17 protein-coding genes are annotated in these 19,324 nt (G+C 42.5%); 12 read left to right on the top strand and 5 right to left on the bottom strand.

What is annotated here, in order from left to right; all coding sequences use genetic code 11:
* The first annotated feature begins 310 nt into the window (after positions 1 to 310).
* Positions 311 to 886, top strand: coding sequence for a Uma2 family endonuclease (locus CDG76_RS17820; protein ID WP_094350294.1), 576 nt, complete (start codon positions 311 to 313; stop codon positions 884 to 886).
* 97 nt (positions 887 to 983) lie between these two features.
* Complete coding sequence (locus CDG76_RS17815) at positions 984 to 1,775, top strand: Rpn family recombination-promoting nuclease/putative transposase (RefSeq protein WP_094350293.1); 792 nt, start codon at positions 984 to 986, stop codon at positions 1,773 to 1,775.
* 212 nt (positions 1,776 to 1,987) lie between these two features.
* Here the strand turns inward: CDG76_RS17815 and CDG76_RS17810 are convergent, their stop codons facing one another.
* The 3 genes from CDG76_RS17810 to CDG76_RS17800 form a co-directional block, all read right to left on the bottom strand.
* A complete protein-coding gene (locus tag CDG76_RS17810; RefSeq protein WP_094350292.1) occupies positions 1,988 to 3,223 on the bottom strand; it encodes a DUF445 domain-containing protein in 1,236 nt (411 codons plus the stop codon).
* A 162-nt stretch (positions 3,224 to 3,385) separates the two neighbouring features.
* A complete protein-coding gene (gene ubiE, locus CDG76_RS17805; protein ID WP_094350291.1) occupies positions 3,386 to 4,090 on the bottom strand; it encodes a bifunctional demethylmenaquinone methyltransferase/2-methoxy-6-polyprenyl-1,4-benzoquinol methylase UbiE in 705 nt (234 codons plus the stop codon).
* 82 nt (positions 4,091 to 4,172) lie between these two features.
* Positions 4,173 to 5,117, bottom strand: coding sequence for a response regulator (locus CDG76_RS17800; protein ID WP_094350290.1), 945 nt, complete (start codon positions 5,115 to 5,117; stop codon positions 4,173 to 4,175).
* Positions 5,118 to 5,426: 309 nt separating this feature from the next.
* Between CDG76_RS17800 and CDG76_RS17795 the strand changes: the two genes are divergently transcribed.
* The 4 genes from CDG76_RS17795 (at position 5,427) to CDG76_RS17780 (ending at position 11,028) form a co-directional block, all read left to right on the top strand.
* On the top strand, positions 5,427 to 6,515 hold the full coding sequence (locus CDG76_RS17795; RefSeq protein ID WP_094350289.1) for a RuBisCO accumulation factor 1: 1,089 nt from the start codon (positions 5,427 to 5,429) through the stop codon (positions 6,513 to 6,515).
* Positions 6,516 to 7,017: 502 nt separating this feature from the next.
* The gene (locus tag CDG76_RS17790; RefSeq protein WP_094350288.1) at positions 7,018 to 9,435 is read left to right on the top strand and encodes an ATP-dependent helicase; all 2,418 of its coding nucleotides are present in this window, start codon (positions 7,018 to 7,020) and stop codon (positions 9,433 to 9,435) included.
* A 277-nt stretch (positions 9,436 to 9,712) separates the two neighbouring features.
* Positions 9,713 to 10,435, top strand: coding sequence for a hypothetical protein (locus CDG76_RS17785; RefSeq protein WP_094350287.1), 723 nt, complete (start codon positions 9,713 to 9,715; stop codon positions 10,433 to 10,435).
* Positions 10,436 to 10,701: 266 nt separating this feature from the next.
* Positions 10,702 to 11,028, top strand: coding sequence for a hypothetical protein (locus tag CDG76_RS17780; protein ID WP_094350286.1), 327 nt, complete (start codon positions 10,702 to 10,704; stop codon positions 11,026 to 11,028).
* Between the two features lie 283 nt (positions 11,029 to 11,311).
* Here CDG76_RS17780 and CDG76_RS17775 read toward each other — a convergent pair whose 3' ends face one another.
* Complete coding sequence (locus CDG76_RS17775) at positions 11,312 to 11,551, bottom strand: GrpB family protein (RefSeq protein WP_094350285.1); 240 nt, start codon at positions 11,549 to 11,551, stop codon at positions 11,312 to 11,314.
* Positions 11,552 to 11,666: 115 nt separating this feature from the next.
* On the opposite strand from CDG76_RS17775, the gene rpmI reads away from it, so the two are divergent.
* The 6 genes from rpmI (at position 11,667) to CDG76_RS17745 (ending at position 16,620) form a co-directional block, all read left to right on the top strand.
* Entirely contained in the window at positions 11,667 to 11,864 is a 198-nt protein-coding gene (gene rpmI, locus CDG76_RS17770; RefSeq protein ID WP_094350284.1) for a 50S ribosomal protein L35, read from the top strand.
* A gap of 19 nt (positions 11,865 to 11,883) precedes the next feature.
* Positions 11,884 to 12,240, top strand: coding sequence for a 50S ribosomal protein L20 (gene rplT, locus CDG76_RS17765; RefSeq protein WP_094350283.1), 357 nt, complete (start codon positions 11,884 to 11,886; stop codon positions 12,238 to 12,240).
* Positions 12,241 to 12,252: 12 nt separating this feature from the next.
* Positions 12,253 to 13,068, top strand: coding sequence for a transporter substrate-binding domain-containing protein (locus CDG76_RS17760; RefSeq protein ID WP_094350282.1), 816 nt, complete (start codon positions 12,253 to 12,255; stop codon positions 13,066 to 13,068).
* 83 nt (positions 13,069 to 13,151) lie between these two features.
* Positions 13,152 to 13,676 carry a tetratricopeptide repeat protein gene (locus CDG76_RS17755; protein ID WP_094350281.1) on the top strand — a complete coding sequence of 175 codons (525 nt, stop codon included), beginning with the start codon at positions 13,152 to 13,154 and terminating at the stop codon, positions 13,674 to 13,676.
* A 272-nt stretch (positions 13,677 to 13,948) separates the two neighbouring features.
* Entirely contained in the window at positions 13,949 to 15,931 is a 1,983-nt protein-coding gene (locus tag CDG76_RS17750; protein WP_094350280.1) for a primary-amine oxidase, read from the top strand.
* Between the two features lie 119 nt (positions 15,932 to 16,050).
* The gene (locus CDG76_RS17745) at positions 16,051 to 16,620 is read left to right on the top strand and encodes a peptidylprolyl isomerase (RefSeq protein WP_094350279.1); all 570 of its coding nucleotides are present in this window, start codon (positions 16,051 to 16,053) and stop codon (positions 16,618 to 16,620) included.
* Positions 16,621 to 16,692: 72 nt separating this feature from the next.
* On the opposite strand, the gene mutS is transcribed toward CDG76_RS17745, so the two are convergent.
* Positions 16,693 to 19,314: a DNA mismatch repair protein MutS gene (gene mutS / locus CDG76_RS17740; RefSeq protein ID WP_094350278.1), complete on the bottom strand. Its 2,622-nt coding sequence runs from the start codon at positions 19,312 to 19,314 to the stop codon at positions 16,693 to 16,695.
* Between the last annotated feature and the right edge of the window lie 10 nt (positions 19,315 to 19,324).

Below are 19,324 nucleotides of genomic sequence, written 5' to 3'. Positions count from 1 at the left end.
TGCCATAAGCATTGAGCCAGAGCTATAACATTTACTCTGTCTTGCTTTTAGGCTAGGGCAGGCTCTGAGATTTAGACTAAATGGGCTAATTCAACAGAACAATAAAAGGGTGTAATTGAATACAGCCCCCTGATAGTAGAAGCTGAGAGAAAAACATCAACTATCATCTGCTGTTATCAGATAAATAACGGTGAAATAAATTTTTGCATGACTGAAAATAGCTTTCTAGTAAGCATGGAAATTATTTAGATGGTCAACCTACTATGTCAAGCAAGTGCTACGCTACAGTTAGCAAGATTAAAAGGCAACTATGACTGCCCTAATTCTGAACCTCAGCCCCACCATTGAACTAACAGATGAGCAGTTCTTCCAACTGTGTCAGAATAATCGAGATTTGCGACTTGAGCGCACCGCAGACGGAGAATTAATTATCATGCCACCAACTGGATGGGAAAGCGGAAATCGTAATAGTAGACTGACACAGCGCTTAGGTAATTGGGCTGACGCTGATGGCACAGGTTTGGCTTTTGATTCTTCAACGGGTTTCAAACTCCCTAATGGTGCAAATCGCTCTCCAGATGCGTCTTGGGTGAGCCGACAGCGATTAGAAGCTGTGAATCCAGACCCCCACAGATTCCTACCACTCGCTCCAGATTTTGCGGTAGAATTACGCTCTGCTTCAGACAGCTTAAAGACTGTGCAACAAAAAATGCAGGAGTACATTGAGAATGGTCTGCGTTTAGGTTGGCTGATTGATCCGCAGAACCAACAGGTAGAAATTTACCGCCCAGGACAGGAAGTTGAGGTTTTGCGAGCGCCTACCAGCTTATCAGGTGAGGATGTATTGCCTGGGTTTATACTGGATTTAACACAGATTTTGAGTTAAGCGATCGCTCTTTCAAAATTCCAATTTTTGCGTGATTAAAAATGGTTTTTTAGTGACTACGACCCAGTTTAAAGCTTTGGAGTGGTAGGATTTTTGGATGTTTGATAACATCTGCAAATTCCTTGCCGAAAACTTTTCTACCGACTTTGCCACTTGGCTGTTAGGAGAACCCATTTCTCTCACCGAGTTAAGTCTTTCTGAACTTTCGCTAGAACCCATTCGAGCCGATGCACTAATTTTATTGGAATCGGCAGAACTAGTGCTTCACCTAGAGTTTCAGACTCAACCCGATGCTAATATCCCATTTCGGATGATTGATTATCGCTTGCGAGTGTATCGCCGCTTTCCCCAAAAGCAGATGCATCAAGTGGTGATCTATCTTAAAGAAACAAGCTCAGAACTCGTGCAACAAAATACTTTTACCATTGCTGGCACTCGCCACGAGTTTGAGGTGGTTCGACTGTGGGAACAGCCAACAGAAGTATTTTTGCGCTATCCAGGTTTATTTCCATTCGCGGTGTTGGGTGGGACAGATGACCGTGAAACTACATTACAGCAAGTAGCACAGGAAATTATCAAGATTCCTGACCAACGGTTGCAGAATAATGTCGCAGCTGCCACAGCAATTCTAGCTGGTCTAGTATTAGAGAAAGGGTTAATTCAAAGAGTATTACGGAGAGACAATATGCGCGAATCTGTAATTTATCAAGAGATTGAGGCTGAAGCTCAGGCAAAAGGTAGAGCCGAAGGTTTACAAGAAGGAATTCGGCAAGTTGCAGTGAATCTCCTCAAAAGCCAAATGCCTTTGCAGGAAGTGATAAAATTGACTGGGTTATCAATTGAAGATGTACAGTTGTTGCAAACAGAGATAGAAGATAGATCAACATAATTTGTAATTATTACCCTATGGATGAATCTGAGTGACTCTGAATAAAAACAAGAGCGATGTCTATGACGGGCTACGGCTACGCTTTTTACTCACATCCCTTCTCAAAAGGCGTAGGCGTAGCCCGTCGTAGACATCGCTCAATTCCCCTCACTTCATAATTTGACGAAATTGCAACTATAATTTGACAAAAATTTACAGTTACAAAGAAACAATTAATATTGACTTAATATTAAAAATACCGTCTGCAATAACCCGATAACAAAACCTAAAACACCACCTAAAGTCACAATTGCCTGCAATTCATTTTTCACAATTCCTTCAATGGCAGCTTCCAAATCAGCCGGTGAAGTTGATTTTACACGGTCAACTATCACTTCATCTATCGATAAAATTGGAATCGCCTGTGCCACAATTGCTTCTAAATCTTTTTCCAAATACTTCTCTAAAATTAGAGCCAACTCTTGACTCATGACTTCTAAAGAAGTACTGACAACTGGTGAAGCACTAACACGATTCAGCAGCACGACAGCAATATTTTCCCAATCAACAGAATCAGTTAATCCTTGTAAAAAATCGCTGCCACTATTTTGCAGGTAATGGCGGACACTTTCGCGGGTGGTTTTTCGGAGTTGACGAACCGTACCCATTGGCAAGTTTTGTAATGATAAATTTTGCAGCAATTTCCGAATGCGATCGCGGATCTGCAAATCTTGAGTCAATTCCTGCAAGCGACTATTAGCAGCCTCCTTTTCATCCAAACAAAAAGTTCGTAGGCGTGTAAGAGTATTACGTAAGCCAAATAAATTTGCTACTACCCAATAAGTCCCACTGGTTTTTTCGCGGAAGCCTTCATCGATAATTTGAATGGTGCGATCGGTCAAAAAATCAACTATCGTTTGGCGGAGCAGATCCGGCGGTAAAACTATTTGCAACAACCAATCAGCAAGCCGCGTAGCTTGTTCTTCACTCAGTTGAAATTCCAGCAATATCTGGTCAAAAATTTGATTGATCTGCGCTTCCAAAAAATCTTCACGCCGCGCTAAAACTTTAAGCAATCGTGGCAAAGATTCCCCTAGTAAATCCCGCAAAATTCCAGCTACAATTTTGGTACTTTTCTCGTTTTTATCTGTTTTGATTTGTTCAATTGCTAACCGCAACAACCAAAGAATTGCTGATTGCACGCGTTCTGTTTGCAACAAACGCCGCGCCAGATTTTGCAATTCTTGCGGTGTCAAAAGTGACCCCATGATTGTCTTAGAAATGTTTAAAGCCAAACGTTCCTGGTTGCGGGGAATCAATCCAGGGGTGAAGGGTACTCTTCGTCCAGCGATATAAATTGCTCGGTAAGGACGGAACAACATTTTGATGGCTATATCATTTGTGAAATAGCCAATAATTCCACCCAGTACCGGGGGAGACACATAAAGCCAAAGATGAGACCAGTCCAAGGGAAGAATTTAAAAAGTTAGGAGGTTAGAGCTTAGAGTTAGGAGTAGAGACGCGATTAATCGCGTCTCTACAAATGCGATTAATCGCGTCTGTACAAGAGTTAGGAGTTAGGAATGATAAATTTTAAATGAGAATTTATCACTACTCATAATTCATAACTTTTAACTAATAACTCCTAACTTACTAAGCACTAGCACTCCCATCATACCGTTCGCAATGGGGTAGTGTGTGGCAACTGCAAAACCAACTTGATGAGCTAACTCTATTTGCTCTTTGCCAATGGGAAAGCGATCTAAGCTGGGACTGATGTAAGCATATTCTTCTTTTAAGCCTAAATAACTGGCAACTGGCACTACAAAACTGTCCAGATACAACTGCTGAAAGGCGCGTAGCTGAGGATTACTCGGTCGATGAAAGTCTAAAATTGCGGCTTTAGCTCCCGGCTTCAAAACCCGGTGTAGCTCTTGGAGACTGCGGGGAATATCTTTAACATTTCTTAAACCATAGCCCATTGTTGCGGCATCAAATTGGTTATTGTCAAAGGGTAAATTGAGGACATCAGCTTCTACCCAGGTGATAGCAGGTTGCGGGTACTGCCAACGTGAGCGTTCTTTAGCGTTTTCTAGCAGGTTTTGGGAAAAATCCACTCCATACACCTGTCCTGTTGCTCCGATACGCCGTGCCAAACGTAAAGCTAAATCACCACTACCGCAACATAAATCTAATGCAGTATCTCCTGGTTTAGCTGCACTCCATTTTACGGCCATTTCCTTCCAGATTCGATGCTGTCCCAGACTCAACCAATCGTTCAACTGGTCATAAACTGGAGCAATACGGTTAAAAATGGACTGAATTTCGTTAGTCATTGGTCAATAAGTCATTGGTCATTAGTCATTCGTCATTTGCCAAGGATAAAGGACAAATGACTAATGACAACTACACAATACCTTAATGAGAGCGACTACTAGTCAAAGCGATCGCTACCAGTTGCGCTGATAAATTAATTAGCACCAATTCATCTTCTCGCAAGGTGCAAGGTTGTTTCCACTGGAGCGACAATACACCCAAAAGTTGATTGCGGTAGCTAATTGGGATGACTAAATGTGCTTGCACACCCGTATTTTGGTAGTGAATCGCATCAACTAATTTAGTGTCTTTAAGCACATTTAAGGAAACTTGCATTTTTCCCGTAGCGATCGCTTCCCTGGTTAGTGGGTCAAGAGATAGCCAATTTTCTATTGTACCTATATCGCTGTAAGTTCCTTGAGTTGCAACCAGAGTATTTCCATCTGTAAGTTGTAAAATACAGCCGTCTGCCCCAAAAGTTTCACTCACAGCCCTAGCAATGGGAGCGAGAGTTTCTTCTAAGCTAGAAGCGGCTTGAGTTACCTGTACTAAAACACTCAGCAGCGCCATTTGAGCATGAGCACGGCGTAATTCTTCTGTACGTTGCTTGAGCAAGTCGTAGGTTTCGGCTGCTCTTTGCACCACTGCCTTCAGTTCTCCTGGGTCCCAAGGCTTGGTGATATATTTGTAGACTTGCCCAGCATTAATTGCTTCTACCAAGTCTTCTATATCAGTAAATCCAGTGAGAATTATTCTTACTGTATCGGGAAACTGAGGTACAGTCTTACTGAGAAACTCAGTCCCTTTCATTTCTGGCATCCGTTGATCGGAGATAATCACGGCTACCTCCCCTTCTGTTGCCAAAACTTGTAGAGCGTTCACCCCACTATCAGCTTTCAGAACATTAAAGTCACGTCGAAATGTGCGATAAAGTAAATCGAGATTATCTGGCTCATCGTCAACTACTAGGATTTTCAGCTTTTTTGGTCGTTCGAGAGTCATAACTTGAGATTGGACTTTATCAATTTCGAGATTGGGTTTATCCATAAGATTTTCCTTTAAATATTCACTCTCTTGTTATATTCCATACCAAGTTTAGTTGAGAATAGCCGAAGAGCGCCAAGGGTTTATACGGAGTTATTTTGCATATTTGAGAACGCTAATAGTGAGCGCTACAGAGGAAATTTGTCTGCCCAAATATCTGAATTAAAAAATGTTGCGCTATAAAAACTAACTAAATCAGCAAAACTATGGCAGTTTTAATCGTGGATGAGGTGTAGGTCTGGGTATAGATTAGAATAATACTTGCTCATGAGGTGTTAATTGACCTCTCAAGTTGAAGCTTGCACTCCGATTATGACTGATTTACCACCCAACACTCAGAATCCCGAAGACAATGCTAACAATGATGTAGCACAAGAGTTACTCCGAAAGCTGAGGCAAAAACAAGGCAACTGGGTGGAATGGGGAACCGCGATCGCCTCGTTGCTAAAAATCGGTTACAACCCCCAAGAAATTTTTGAGGCGACTGGATTTGAGCCGATTCAACAAAACCAGGTGGTTGTTGGTTCTCAAGTTTACAATTCTTTGGAAAAGTTTGGAGTATCGGCAGAAACGCAATCGCACTATACTACACGCGGCAGCGATGTTTTGTACGAGCTACGTTTACTTACTCAAGAAGAACGCGCCGCCGCCGCCGAACTAATCTTTGTCCACAAGGTTGATGCTGATGAGGCACGGGATATAGCAAAAGCCCTGAAAGAGTTCTCCTATTTCCGCACTTTACCAGAAGGGTTTTCTGCCCATCCTGGGGATGCTGTTGCTCACCAAGTTTGGAAACTGGCACGCCAAAATGCAGATTTACAACAGCGATCGCGCCTAATCGCCAAAGGTTTGCGTTTTGCTCATACGCCGGGTGCAAGGCAAAAAATCGAACAGTTACTGACTGATTTTACTACCGTTCCCCAGCGTCCAGCGCCAATTTTACCGTTTTACCGCCTGGAATTTGAAGAACAGTTACCCCGAATTTTGCCCGTGGTAGGCGAGTTGCCATTATCACGCCAAGACTTGCAAGCTGTGCCCATACTGACAGAAATCGAACCATTTCGGATGGTCAAGTTTTCTGGAGAACAAGCTTGGATACCCTTACCAGGTTGGCAAGTGCTATTGGCGGCAGAAGATCCAGTGGTGATTTTAGCGAATAGCGATCGCTTCCCCATCCAAACCCAAAGCCAAATAGGGCCAGTTGTAGTAGTGATAGATCGTGCCCAACGAGAATGGGATGCCTCCAGCTATTTTGTCGTTGAAAATGGTGGTGAATTAGATTTTCAATGGTTTGAAACTGAGCCAGAAATTCCTCTACTAGGACAAATTATTATCATTGTGCGTCCTAAGAAAATTCTGGATGAAGAATTAACTAAAGATTCATGGCAGATTGACGAATAAATTCAATTTTAGACGAGCTAACTGCGTAACACTCCCACGCCAAAAGGTGTGGGAGTGTTGAAGATTAAACTAACTGGAGCAAAAATATCAACACGGTTGAGTTAATGAAAATCGGAGGTTGGGTTCAAGAACTAAATCCAACATTTTTGGTCATTTGTTGGGTTTGTCTTGATACCATTACTAGATAAGCAAGCTACGCAGTTTATGGTTTTTGAAGCTAAGACCAAGCGTTATATAGCGGTTCCCGATCTGGTGAGGTACGTTTTCAAAGCTACTAACCTTGCTCACAAAGATTTGGGTGTACCTCAGTTGCTTAGGAAACGCTATATCTTCAGTCAGGGGATTGACATAATATTTCTGATATAGCTCGTGTTCTAGAATAATTAGGGCAAAAACAGTGGAGTAATTTATTTAATAATTTGGTATTAGAATCACCGAAGATTATTCATATCTGTGGTTTGGGAATTAAATTCAATATCTATTTAAAATATATAATTTGATAATGTCCGACTCTAAATTTACTGCTCCTGTTGTTCAAGAATTACTTGACTCAGAATTGTCTGAGCGATCGCCTATTCCTTCTTTGCAGGAAAAGATTCTCGCAATCCGCAACAGTCTCCGCCCTGGACAGCAGCAAATGGCTGATTGGCAATCTGGGCCTTTGGCTATTTCAGCCGTTCCTGGTGCAGGCAAATCTACTGGGATGGCGGCGGCGGCAGCGATCGCGATCGCCCGTCAATATGAGCGTTCATCTTCTCGCCGTCAGTTGGTAGTCGTTACTTTTACTCGCTCCGCTGCTGCCAATATTAAAGCGAAGATTCGTAAATTTTTAAGAGATGATTTATCTTTACCTCAGACAGGATTTTTTGTCTATACCCTACATGGTCTAGCGTTGAACATTGCCAACCGCCATTCTGATTTGTCGGGTTTGCAGTTAGAAAATGTCATATTAATTACGCCAACCCAAAGTCACCGTTTTATCAGAACTGCTGTAGAACAATGGATTGTAAATAATCCAGATGTATATTTGCGGTTATTGGAAGGTCATCAATTTGATGGAGAAGAGACAGAAAGGCTGCGTCGTCAATCGGTGCTGCGAACAGAAGTATTACCAGAATTGGCTAATACAGTAATTCATGAAGCAAAAAGTTCTGGGATATCGCCAGAATTGTTGCGGGAGTGGAGTAAGCAAACCACAGATGAATATGCAATTTTGAGCGTAGCGGCGGGATTGTACGAGCAATATCAAAACTTGATGCGATCGCGTGATTTTATAGATTACGACGATATGATTTTAGCCGCACTGCGCGTTTTAGAAAACGACAGTGCCCGTCACATCGAGCAAAACCAGATATTCGCCGTCTTTGAAGACGAAGCCCAAGATTCTAGCCCTCTTCAGACGCAGCTATTAGAAATTTTGGCAAGTAATCGGGAATATCAGCGAGATAATTCTTCACTCCCCACTCAGCACTCAGCACTCAATTTAGTCCGAGTTGGCGACCCTAACCAGGCGATTAACTCTACCTTTACTCCAGCCGATCCGATTTATTTCCGGCAATTTTGCGAAGAGTGCGATCGCATCGAACGATTGGCAACGATGGATCGAGCTGGTCGCAGTACTAGAATTATCATTGAAGCCGCTAACTTTGCCCTCAAATGGATCAATAATCAGTGGTTAGCAACAACCAAAACTAACAACAAACAACAGATTCCTGACAACCGACAAGTACCATTTCGCTTGCAGACAATTCGCCCTGTGGAAGTTGGCGATCCGCAAGCTAATGCCAATCCCGCACCCGTAGGACAAGGATTAGAACTTTATACACCGCGCGATATTCATCACACTGTTGAATTGTTATCTCAAAGAGTAATTGAGTTATTTGGTGAAGATCCAACAAAAAATAGTGCAGCGATTTTAGTCCGAGAAAATCGTCAAGGACGATGGTTAGCAGAAGCTCTAACACCTCTGTGCAAAGAGCATAAAATTACACTTTACGATGTGGGAGAACGCGATCGCCGTTCTCATGTCCCTCAAGAAATTTTGGCATTATTGCAATTTTGCGATCGCCCCCACTCCCCTGATTACCTCAAAGCCGCCCTAGAAGCATTAGTCCAGCGCCAATTAATTCCTACCCAAGACCTCAACGCCCTTGCTAGTCTGCCAGAAGAGTTTTTGTATCCTGGCCCCCTAGCAGCACCCCAGCCAGAAACAGTACAAAAAGCTGCGCGATTGTGTCGCAATTTACTTCGCGCTCGTTTGGAATTGCCTCTTTACCAGCTAATTTCCTTTCTCGCCTTGACCTTAAATTATGACCAGGCAGAATTGGCAACTGCTGATAAACTCGCAGAACGGGTAAACCAGCAGATAGCTGGCAATAGTTCGATGGGAGGAATGCTGTCAGCTTTAAGTGAAATCGTTAGTTCCGAACGGTTTGAACCCGTGGAAACCGAGGATTCGGAAGAACGTTATACCCGTCGCGGTCAACTGACGATTATCACCATGCACAAAGCTAAAGGGCTAGATTGGGACTATGTGTTTCTTCCCTTTCTCCACGAAAACTTAATTCCTGGCAGATTTTGGGTTCCTCCCCAAAGCCAATTTTTAGGCGATTTTACCTTATCAGAAGTAGCCCGCGCCCAAATTCGCGCTACTCTCCACGAAGAATCTGTCATACCGGATGTTAGTCAGGCATGGGAGGTGGCAAAAAATTTGAAAACATCTGAAGAGTATCGTTTACTCTATGTGGCCATGACACGAGCAAAGCTTCTGCTGTGGATGTCTGCGGCGCAGAAAGCCCCCTTTACTTGGAGTAAACCGGACAATTTACAAGAACAAGCGCCTTGTCCGGTGTTTCCAGCATTAAAACGTCAATTTCCTGAATGTGTGGTGAATTTAGCGGCAATGAGCAAACAAGTATAAGGGGTGGGGTAAAACCTTAGTTAATCAGCTATTTCAGACTTGTGTGTACACCGTAGCCCACTCTTTATAAGGAAACTGAATTAAAAGTGCAAGGTCAAACAAATTATGATTCAATTGCGATATTATCCCAATACTTCTTGGTTAGGCATCTTTAATTCGGAATTGGGTTTTCGGGAAAGGTTACTGAGTTTGGGTTAAAGCTTTTTTCTTTTCCCTTTCCCCTTAACCGAGAAGTATGGGATATTATCCGTTCAATTTTTAACAATCAATATATATTATGAAATCAATCATCCAAGCATCTGCTGTAATTAAAAGCACCTTCCAGTCACCCAGAGGAATTTTCTTGACGCTGGTGTTGACAAGCTTGCTATCTTGTGGATTCGGACTCATTGAAAACAATTCTGCTGGTGCTATTCCTTACCCAGACGGTACTCAAGTATCCCAATCCCAAGCAAACGAGTTGCCGAAAGCGATCGCTAATAAAATTTTACGAGATGCTTCTAGGCATTCCGGCTTGCGTAAACGGGAATTAAAGATTACCCAAGTCACATCGCAAACCTTTGGTAATCCCTGTGTGTTCAAATTTGGAGAAGTTTGTACTAGGGAATACAACCCCATTGAAGGCTGGGAAGTAGTTGTCAAAGTCCGCCAAGATTCGTGGACTTACCATGTAGATAAATCTGGAAAGCAAATAATTTTAGATCCGAAAGTGATTACTTTACAAACATTGCCGAAGGCGATCGCAGATGCAATTTTGAGCGATGCCTCAAGCCGTTCTGGGGTAGAAATTGCTGATTTAAAAATTACTCAAACTACACCAAAAACCTTTGGAAATCTCTGCCAATTCAACTTTGGCGAAGTCTGCACCCAGCAGTACGACCCCGTGGAAGGGTGGGAAGTGATTGTCAAGGTTAAAGAGCAATCTTGGACTTACCATGTAAATAAATCCACTTCGCAAATAATTTTAGATCCCAAAGCCAACGCCACTGAAAAAAGTTAAATAATCAATGGCTTTGGTTTTTTCCCATATCCTGATTCCGTGCTTTGACCATCAAAGCACGGATATAGTCATTTTTCCCATTGGTATAAGCTTCGCGATTGCTCTGAAAACTTGCCGCCAAATCGCGTTTTAGGTTTTTCTAGCGTTTTCGCTATTTCGTTAGCGTTATCTGAATCCTTAGCTTTTACTTTTCATATCGTAAAAACACTGATGACTTGGAAATTAATAAAAGCTAACCTCAATTACATATTAACTACGTAAAAATCATGTCTATACCTACAGTTAAACCAATTCCCTCTAATTATCTTAATTGGTCTTTAGAGAGACTGAAATTTGAAATTGAAGAATTAGATAAAGTAGGGAATGAACTTAATAGACTTTGTGAACAAGCAGACATTAAAATGGAAAATGCGTATGACTTAGATAGATATCCTGACCCTGCAAAACCAATTTGGGAAAGAGAACAATATGAAGAATATAGGCATTCTGCTGTCGTAGAAGCTAAAACAGAAGTTGAAGCTATTTTAAGTCAAATTTCATTATACAAAAGCACAAGAATTATACTTACTGATATTTTAAGAGATAAACTGTAAGGTGAATTAACAACTATTAATTTAGTTTTTATTACAATAAAAACTAAATTAGAGTCTATTTAGAATAATTTAATCAAAATTAAATATATAGGAATCATATTTAATTTCTAAAAAAGGTTACGAGATAATACGGAGGAACGTATCTGTTTAATAGCGGACAATGATAGACCAAAGTTTACAAGCTGCGATCGCAAAACTATACTCTCTTCTGTCACTCTCCAAAAACATTTGCAATTTATGAATTCTAGAGCTTTTGTATAGCAAGCGATCGCGCGATTATTTTTTAATAAACGTATCCTAAAGATTCTAAAGCTGGAATAGCAGATTTTGCATCTACTAAGGAACGCACTCTCACCATGATGTCAATAACTGGTTTGGCTGCCATTCCTAGTACTGCGGTACTACCAATATGTTCAATTTCCAGAACTAGATCATTACCTAGTGCCTGCCAAATACGCTCGGCTTCTTCTGCAAACAAAATCGCCCAACGTGGGTCATATTCAACTATTTTGACCTCATCCATAAGTGAAGCTAAGTTTATCTACAGCGATCGCCGTTGGCTAAATCCTTTATTTAATTGCAGTTATAGCAATTTTAATAGTATATAATAATGGATCGTGTCGAATCAAAGCTAGACCATGCCTAAACTAAAGACTCGTAAAGCCGCGGCAAAACGATTCCGTGCCACCGGTAGCGGTAAAATCGTCCGTCGTAAAGCGTTCAAAAGCCACCTTTTAGAACACAAATCCTCTGACAAAAAACGTGGTATGCGTAAGAGTGCGCTTGTACACGAACGCGACGAACTTAACGTGCGCTTGATGCTCCCATATTTGTAAGTATTTTAGGAAATAAGTTATGACTCGGGTAAAACGCGGTAATGTAGCTCGCAAACGCCGCAATAAAATTCTCAAACTAGCTAAAGGTTTTCGCGGTTCCCATTCAACTCTGTTTAGAACTGCCAACCAACAAGTGATGAAGGCGCTACGGAGTGCCTACCGCGATCGCAAAAAGAAGAAGCGCGATTTTCGTCGCCTTTGGATCGCTCGCATCAACGCTGCTTCCAGGCAACACGGCTTGAGTTACAGCCAGTTGATCGGTAACTTGAAAAAAGCTGATATCCAACTAAATCGTAAGATGTTGGCGCAATTGGCAGTCCTCGATCCAGCTAGTTTCGGCAAAGTTGCTGAATTGGCACTTCAAGCTAAAGGATAAAGGTGGTGAGGGATGTATAACAGATGTAACAGACGGCAAGCAATTACTCGGTTACATCTGGTATTATCCGCCACTATCTTTTGGCTTTTTTGCTTTTCTCTAGTAGGGACAGGATTAACTGCATCTGCTGCCGAAATGTCAGAAATTCAGCAGCGGGGCTATTTAAATGTTGCCGTGAAAGATAACTTGCGTCCCTTGGGATTTAAAGATGCCAACGGAAATTTGCAAGGCTTAGAAATTGACTTGGCCAAGCGTTTGGCAACTGACTTGGTTGGTAAAGCCGAAGCAGTAAAATTTCAACCTGTAGCGAATCGCGATCGCCTGTCTGTAGTTTTAGACAAGAAAGTTGATTTTGCGATCGCTAGAGTCACAGCAACCGAGTCACGCGCCCGCATAGTTAGTTTCAGTGTTCCCTACTATTTGGATGGCACTAGATTAGTTACAAAAGATCCCTCTGTGCAGCAGTTGAGCGATTTGTCAAAACAAAAGATTGCCGTACTCAACAACTCCAGTACCATTGCTCAAGTGCGGTACTATCTGCCAAACGCCGAGTTAGTAGGAGTAGATTCCTATAATGAAGCGCGAGAGAAAATAGAAAATAATGCCGCCGTAGCCTTTGCCGCAGATGCTAGTGTTCTAAGCGGTTGGGCGCAACAATATCCTCAATATCGGTTACTGCCGACTAAGTTATCAACTGAACCCTTATGTGTAGTAATGCCCAAGGGATTGCAGTACGATGAGTTTAGACGAAATGTGAATCACGCGATCGCTCGTTATTTAGAAAAAGGTTGGCTCCAGGAACGCTCTCAATATTGGGGTTTACCGTAAATTGGTCATTGGTCATTAGTCATTAGTGAATAACAAATGACTAATGACAAATAACAAACTTTATAATATTTGTATTTGCAGTAATGGATAACAGTCTAGCCGTTGTTTATCTTTCAATTTTGGTGGTTATACTCACAATTGCAGCCGTGAGTGTGTTTCGCCAGATTTTCAAAACTCGCAAGGTTGAAGGCTCTTTTGCAAAATTGCGAAAGAAATTAGAGAAAGAAAAGGGTACGACTCAAGAATATTATGAGTTAGGCAGTATTTATTCAGAGAAAAAAATGTACTCTCAAGCGATCGCGCTACTTCAAAAAGCTCTCAAAGCTGCCCAAGAAGAGGGAGAAGAAGATATCGCCCCCATTTACAACGGACTCGGCTATATTTATTTCACCCAAGAGCAATATGACTTAGCAATTCGTCAGTACAAAGAAGCTCTCAAGTCTAAACCAGACTACGTAACAGGATTGAATAATCTCGGTCACGCCTACGAAAAGAAAAAATTAACGACTCAGGCGTTACAAAGTTACGAAGAAGCACTCAAATTGGCTCCAAATAACCCTATTGCTAAACGTCGTGCTGAATCTTTACGCCGTTTAGTTTCTGCGTAAGATAATGTCCAGGTAATTAAGCATAATACCCGGAACCCGACCCCACCCTAACCCTCCCCTTATAAAGGGGAGGGTTCTAGATTTCTTTCTTGTTTCCCCCCTTGTAAAGGGAGGATTAAGGGGGGTAATTCGATTTGTGTGTACACTGTAGCCCCGCAAGCGGAAAGGGGTTATTTTATTATAATTAATTTTGCTTTAGCCTTTTAATTTATCGGTTTTCAATCTTAGGTTTGGAAATAGATAACTATAAGTCTTTTGTAAAAATCTAAAAGATGATTAAGCGGCTAAAGCGTTTTTTATGGCTATCTATTGCGATCATTTCCGTCATTTCTATCTCAATCGGATTAATGGAAAAATTGACGGCTCAACAGCCTTCGATTTCCCATCCTCTCACTTCACTAACTGAGGTAGAAATTAGCACAGCTGTTTCGGTCATCGAAAGAGAAAAAAAATTGAGCGAAATGGCAGCTTTTCCTCTTATTGCTTTACAAGAACCAGATAAAGAGGAAGTTATAAATTTTACACCTGGGAAAGTCTTCCAGCGAAAAGTTTTTTTGGTAATCTATGAACGTTCAGATAACAAAACCTTTGAAGGTATCGTTGACCTGAGAAGCAAAACCTTAAGTTCTTGGAAAGAAATACCGTCAGTTCAACCTGCGATCATTAATTCAGAATATGAACTAGCAACTCAAGTTGTCAAAGCCGATCCCCGATGGCAAAAAGCGATGCAAAGGCGGGGAATTACCGATTTTGATCAGGTCAAAATTAGTTGGTGGTCTCCAGGAATCCTCAGTCAGCAGGAAGAAGCAACAGGTAATCGTCTTTGTCGCGGCTTATCTTACTACAAAGGCAAAGGCTGGAACTATTACGGTAGTCCCATTGAGGGAGTCTTAGCAACAGTGAATTTGAACACAGATAAAGTTGCCAGTTTTATTGATAGAGGAAACGTCCCTTTCTCTAAAGAAAACTGGAACTACGATGTAAAGTCCTTGGGCAAATTGCTGTCACCACTTAAAGCATTAAAGATTCTCCAACCGAATGGTAGAAGTTTCCAGATCGAAGACAATGAAATTAGCTGGCAAGGTTGGAAGTTTCGCTATTCAATGCATCCTCGTAATGGATTAATGCTCTATCAAGTGACGCACAATGACGGGGAAAATATTCGACCAGTTTTATACCGCGCTAGCCTCTCAGAGATGGTAGTACCTTATGGTAATCCTGAGCCTACTTGGTCGTTCAGAAATGCCTTTGATGTTGGGGAATACAACTTAGGTTTACTAGCAAATACGATGGAATTAGGTAAAGAAATTCCCGAAAATGGCTTGTTGCTAAATGCTGTATTTGCTAATGAGCAGGGAGAACCTTATCAAATACCAGGGGTTATTGGTATCTACGAACGCGATCGCGGAATGCTGTGGAAACACTATGAGTATAATACTCGGCGTAATGATGTCCGTCGCAGTCGAGAATTAGTGATGAAGATGACGGTAGCCATTGACAACTATGATTACAGCATCAATTGGATCTTTCACCAGGATGGGACTTTGGAAGTCCAAAATGAGTTAACGGGTATCGTACTGGCGCAAGGAACGGCTGCTCAAAAGCAATCTGAGGATGATTCCTATGGTCGGCTAATTGCTAAGAATATCTTCGGAGTAAATCATCAGCACTTTTTCAACTATCGCCTAGATTTCGATGTCGATGGTCAGGCTAATTCTGTAATGGAAATGAACGTGAAAGCTTTGCCGATGAATGAGAAAAATCCTTTAGGAAATGCGATCGCACTTTCAGAAACTCCGCTAGCTAAAGAAACCTCTGCTGTGCGCGATTTGGATATGAAAAGCAGTCGGGAGTGGATGATTGTTAGCGCAGACAAAAAAAATCCTCTCGGTGCTGCGCCTGGATATATGCTGATGCCTGAAGGAAACTCGATATTTTTCCCTGTGGAAGGTTCAAAAATCCGGGAAAGGGCAGAATTTGCGACTCATCACGTGTGGGTAACAAAATATAAACCTAGTGAACTTTATGCTGGGGGAGATTATCCCAACCAAACTCAACCTGGACAGGGTTTGCCAAAATACATCTCAGACAATGAGTCTTTGCTGGGTGAAGATATCGTACTGTGGTACACAATGGGCGTAACTCATATTCCGCGATCGGAGGATTGGCCTGTGATGCCTGTTCATCAAGTTGGCTTTAAGCTAGTCCCTAGAGGATTCTTTAGCCGGAATCCAGCGATAAATTTGCCAGAGTAAAATATTTGTTGGCTTAAGTTTCCTGCCTTCAGGTTTTTTGTCATGTCTAAAGGCGGGAACTTGAATGCTGATAAACTTATATAGTTCAAATACTAGCACTTGTAAAAATAGGATACCTCATGAATTTTCCAGAAATTAATATTCCCGGTGATGGTAAGCTGCACGCTCGTTTAATTACTTCCTTGGGTGAAATTGTAGTTCGTTTGGAAGAAGAGCGAACCCCCAACACCGTCAAAAATTTTGTCGGTCTAGCAACTGGAACAATCGACTGGAAAGACCCTAAAACGGGTCAATCTGGTAAGGGAACTCCAGCTTACGATGGGGTTCGCTTTCACCGGGTTATCCCTGATTTTATGATTCAGTGTGGCGATCCTCTGAGTCGTTATCTAGATACAGCCAACCGATGGGGTACTGGTGGCCCAGGATATCAATTTGAGGATGAGTTTCATCCTGAATTGAGACACACTGGTGCAGGTATCCTGTCGATGGCTAATGCCGGACGCGGTACTAATGGTTCGCAATGGTTCATTACAGAAGCACCAACGCCTCACCTTGACAACAAACACAGTGTTTTTGGTGAAGTTGTCCAAGGTCTAGATATAGTCAACAAGATCGCTAATGTGCCTACGACTAGAGATCGTCCGAATCAAGAAGTGGTGCTACAAAAAGTAGAAATTTTTCGGCAGTAATTAACATTTCGGTTTGTAGTAAGCACTTTAGTGCTTAGAAAATAAGGACTAAAGTCCTTACTACGAACTTGCTTACCCATCAAGATTTTGCAGTCCCATCGCAATCTTACTGTGTTTTTCAATTTGCCCCATCACTTGTTTTGCACGTTGAATAACTACGGCTGGTAAACCTGCCAATCTTCCCGCTTCAATTCCATAAGACTTATCAGCACCTCCTTGTTGAACTTGGTGTAAAAAGATAATTTGGTCGGGTAATTCTTTCACTGTCACCTGATAGTTAGCCACATTCGGTATAATGCTAGCCAATTCATTCAATTCATGGTAATGGGTGGCGAAAATTGTGCGCGATCGAATATCCACTGCTATATATTCTGCCACCGCCCAAGCGATGGAAAGACCATCAAATGTTGCTGTCCCGCGACCAATTTCATCTAATAGTACCAACGACCTAGATGTGGCATGGTTGAGAATATTTGCGGTTTCATTCATTTCCACCATGAAGGTAGATTGACCAGTCGCTAAATCATCTACTGCACCGACACGGGTGAAAATGCGATCGCATATTCCCAATCTGGCAAACCTAGCTGGTACAAAACTACCAATTTGCGCCATTAATTGAATCAATCCCACCTGACGCAAATAACAACTTTTGCCACTGGCGTTTGGCCCGGTCAGAATAATTAAGTCAGGTGCGGGAAAACTCTCCTCCTTCTCCTCCTTCTCCTCTGCGTCCTCTGCGCCTCTGTGGTTCGTTTCCTCACTTCCCAATTGCGTCGAATTCGGCACAAAGAACCCCGCAGGTAAAGACTGTTCCACCACTGGATGACGCCCATCAACAATGTTTATCTCCCTTCCTGACAACATTTCGGGACGACAGTAACCTTGATGCACCGCCAACTCAGCCAAACCACACAACACATCCGCCGCCGCCACTGCGCGAGATAAATTGCGAATTACTTCCGCCTCTTGTGCTACCTCTTCCCGCAACGCCGTAAAAATCTCATATTCCAACTGATTTAAATCATCTCGCGCCGTCAGAATCCGGGCTTCCCGTTCCTTCAAATCAGGGGTGATGTAACGTTCCTCATTAGTCAGGGTTTGCTTGCGGATATAGTTAGCGGGTACTTGGTCGGCTTTGGTGCGAGAAATACTGATGTAATAACCAAAGGTTTTGTTAAATCCTACCTTCAGTGTGGAAATTCCTGTTTTAGCTCTCTCATCAACTTCCAAGTTGGCAATCCATTGCTGGTCTGCTTCTACAGTCGCCTTCCTTTCATCCAACAGGGGATTTACACTAGGGCGAATTAATCCGCCTTCTTTAATTAGTATGGGTGGCGACTCTACAAGATGTGCGTGTAACTTTTGTGCCAATTCTTCCAACACACTTGGGACTTTCTGCAAAGCTTTCAGGAAAGGAGAACGCGTCTCAATTACTAAGTTGGATAATTCCGGTAAGCGTGAGAGGGAATCTGCCAAAGCTACTAAATCTCTAGCATTCGCTGTACCAGAACCCGCCCTTCCTGTAAGACGTTCCAAATCATAAATTTGGCGTAATAAATGCCGCAAATCTTGACGCAGGGGTGTATTTTCCATCAATTCTTGGATGGTATCTTGCCGCGCCCGAATGCCTTTAATATCAAGTAGCGGTTGCAACAACCACCGCCGCAAAGCCCGCCCACCCATCGCGGTACTAGTTTTATCTAACGCCCAAAGTAGGGAACCGTGAAAAGTGCCATCCCGAACGGTTTGGGTAATTTCCAAGTTACGGCGGGTTTGATTGTCAACAATTAGATAGTCGGTGACAGTATAGCTGCGGAGTCTCTGAAGAGTGACAGGGTTTTCTTTTTGAGTATCTTCCAGGTATTCTAGAAGACCACCTGCTGCACGGACGGCGAGGGGAAGATGATCGCAACCAAGTCCTTCGAGCGATCGCACCTTAAATTTCTGCAATAATCTAGGTCTAGCTTCGCCTTGGGAAAAGGGAAGCTGCGATCGCAAACTATAACAAAATGATGGTGGCAAACACTCCGGCAGATGTGGCGAAGTTTCTCCCGGACGCAGCAAACTACCCAAATCGGGCGCATTTGTCGGAACTAACACCTCTGAAGGTTGCAGGCGCATTAATTCTTGGGTCAAATGTTCTAAATCGCTACCTTGAGTGGTGAGAAATTCACCTGTAGAGATGTCTGCATAGGCTAAACCCCAATGATTTACGGCAATTACTACTGCTGCTAAGTAATTATTGCGACTGGATTTGAGCATTCCTTCTTCTAGCAAAGTGCCGGGTGTAAGAATGCGCGTTACTTCTCGCCGTACCAATCTCCCAGCAGCTTCAGAAGCATCTTCAACTTGATCGCAAATTACTACCGCGTAGCCTTTTTCTACCAGCATCGTCGCGTAACGTTCCCAAGCGTGATGCGGAACACCAGACATCGCCACCCGTCCCTGTTCTCCAGCTTGCTTACTAGTGAGAACTAATTCCAATTCTTGCGCTAGTTTGACAGCATCTTGGAAATAGCATTCAAAGAAATCTCCTACCCGATACAGCAATACCGCGTGAGGATATTTATCCTTCGTCTCGACATAATGCAAGTACATTTGACTTAGCTTACTGCGATCCACCTGTAGATGGTCAGAAATAAAAGTACTTGCATCGGGCTTGTTAGATGGAGTTTCGGAGTGAGAGGCGGTCATAGATGCTATC

It is taken from the genome of Nostoc sp. 'Peltigera membranacea cyanobiont' 210A (assembly GCF_002246015.1).
GTDB lineage: Bacteria > Cyanobacteriota > Cyanobacteriia > Cyanobacteriales > Nostocaceae > Nostoc.
This window is presented reverse-complemented; position numbering and strand designations above follow the sequence as displayed.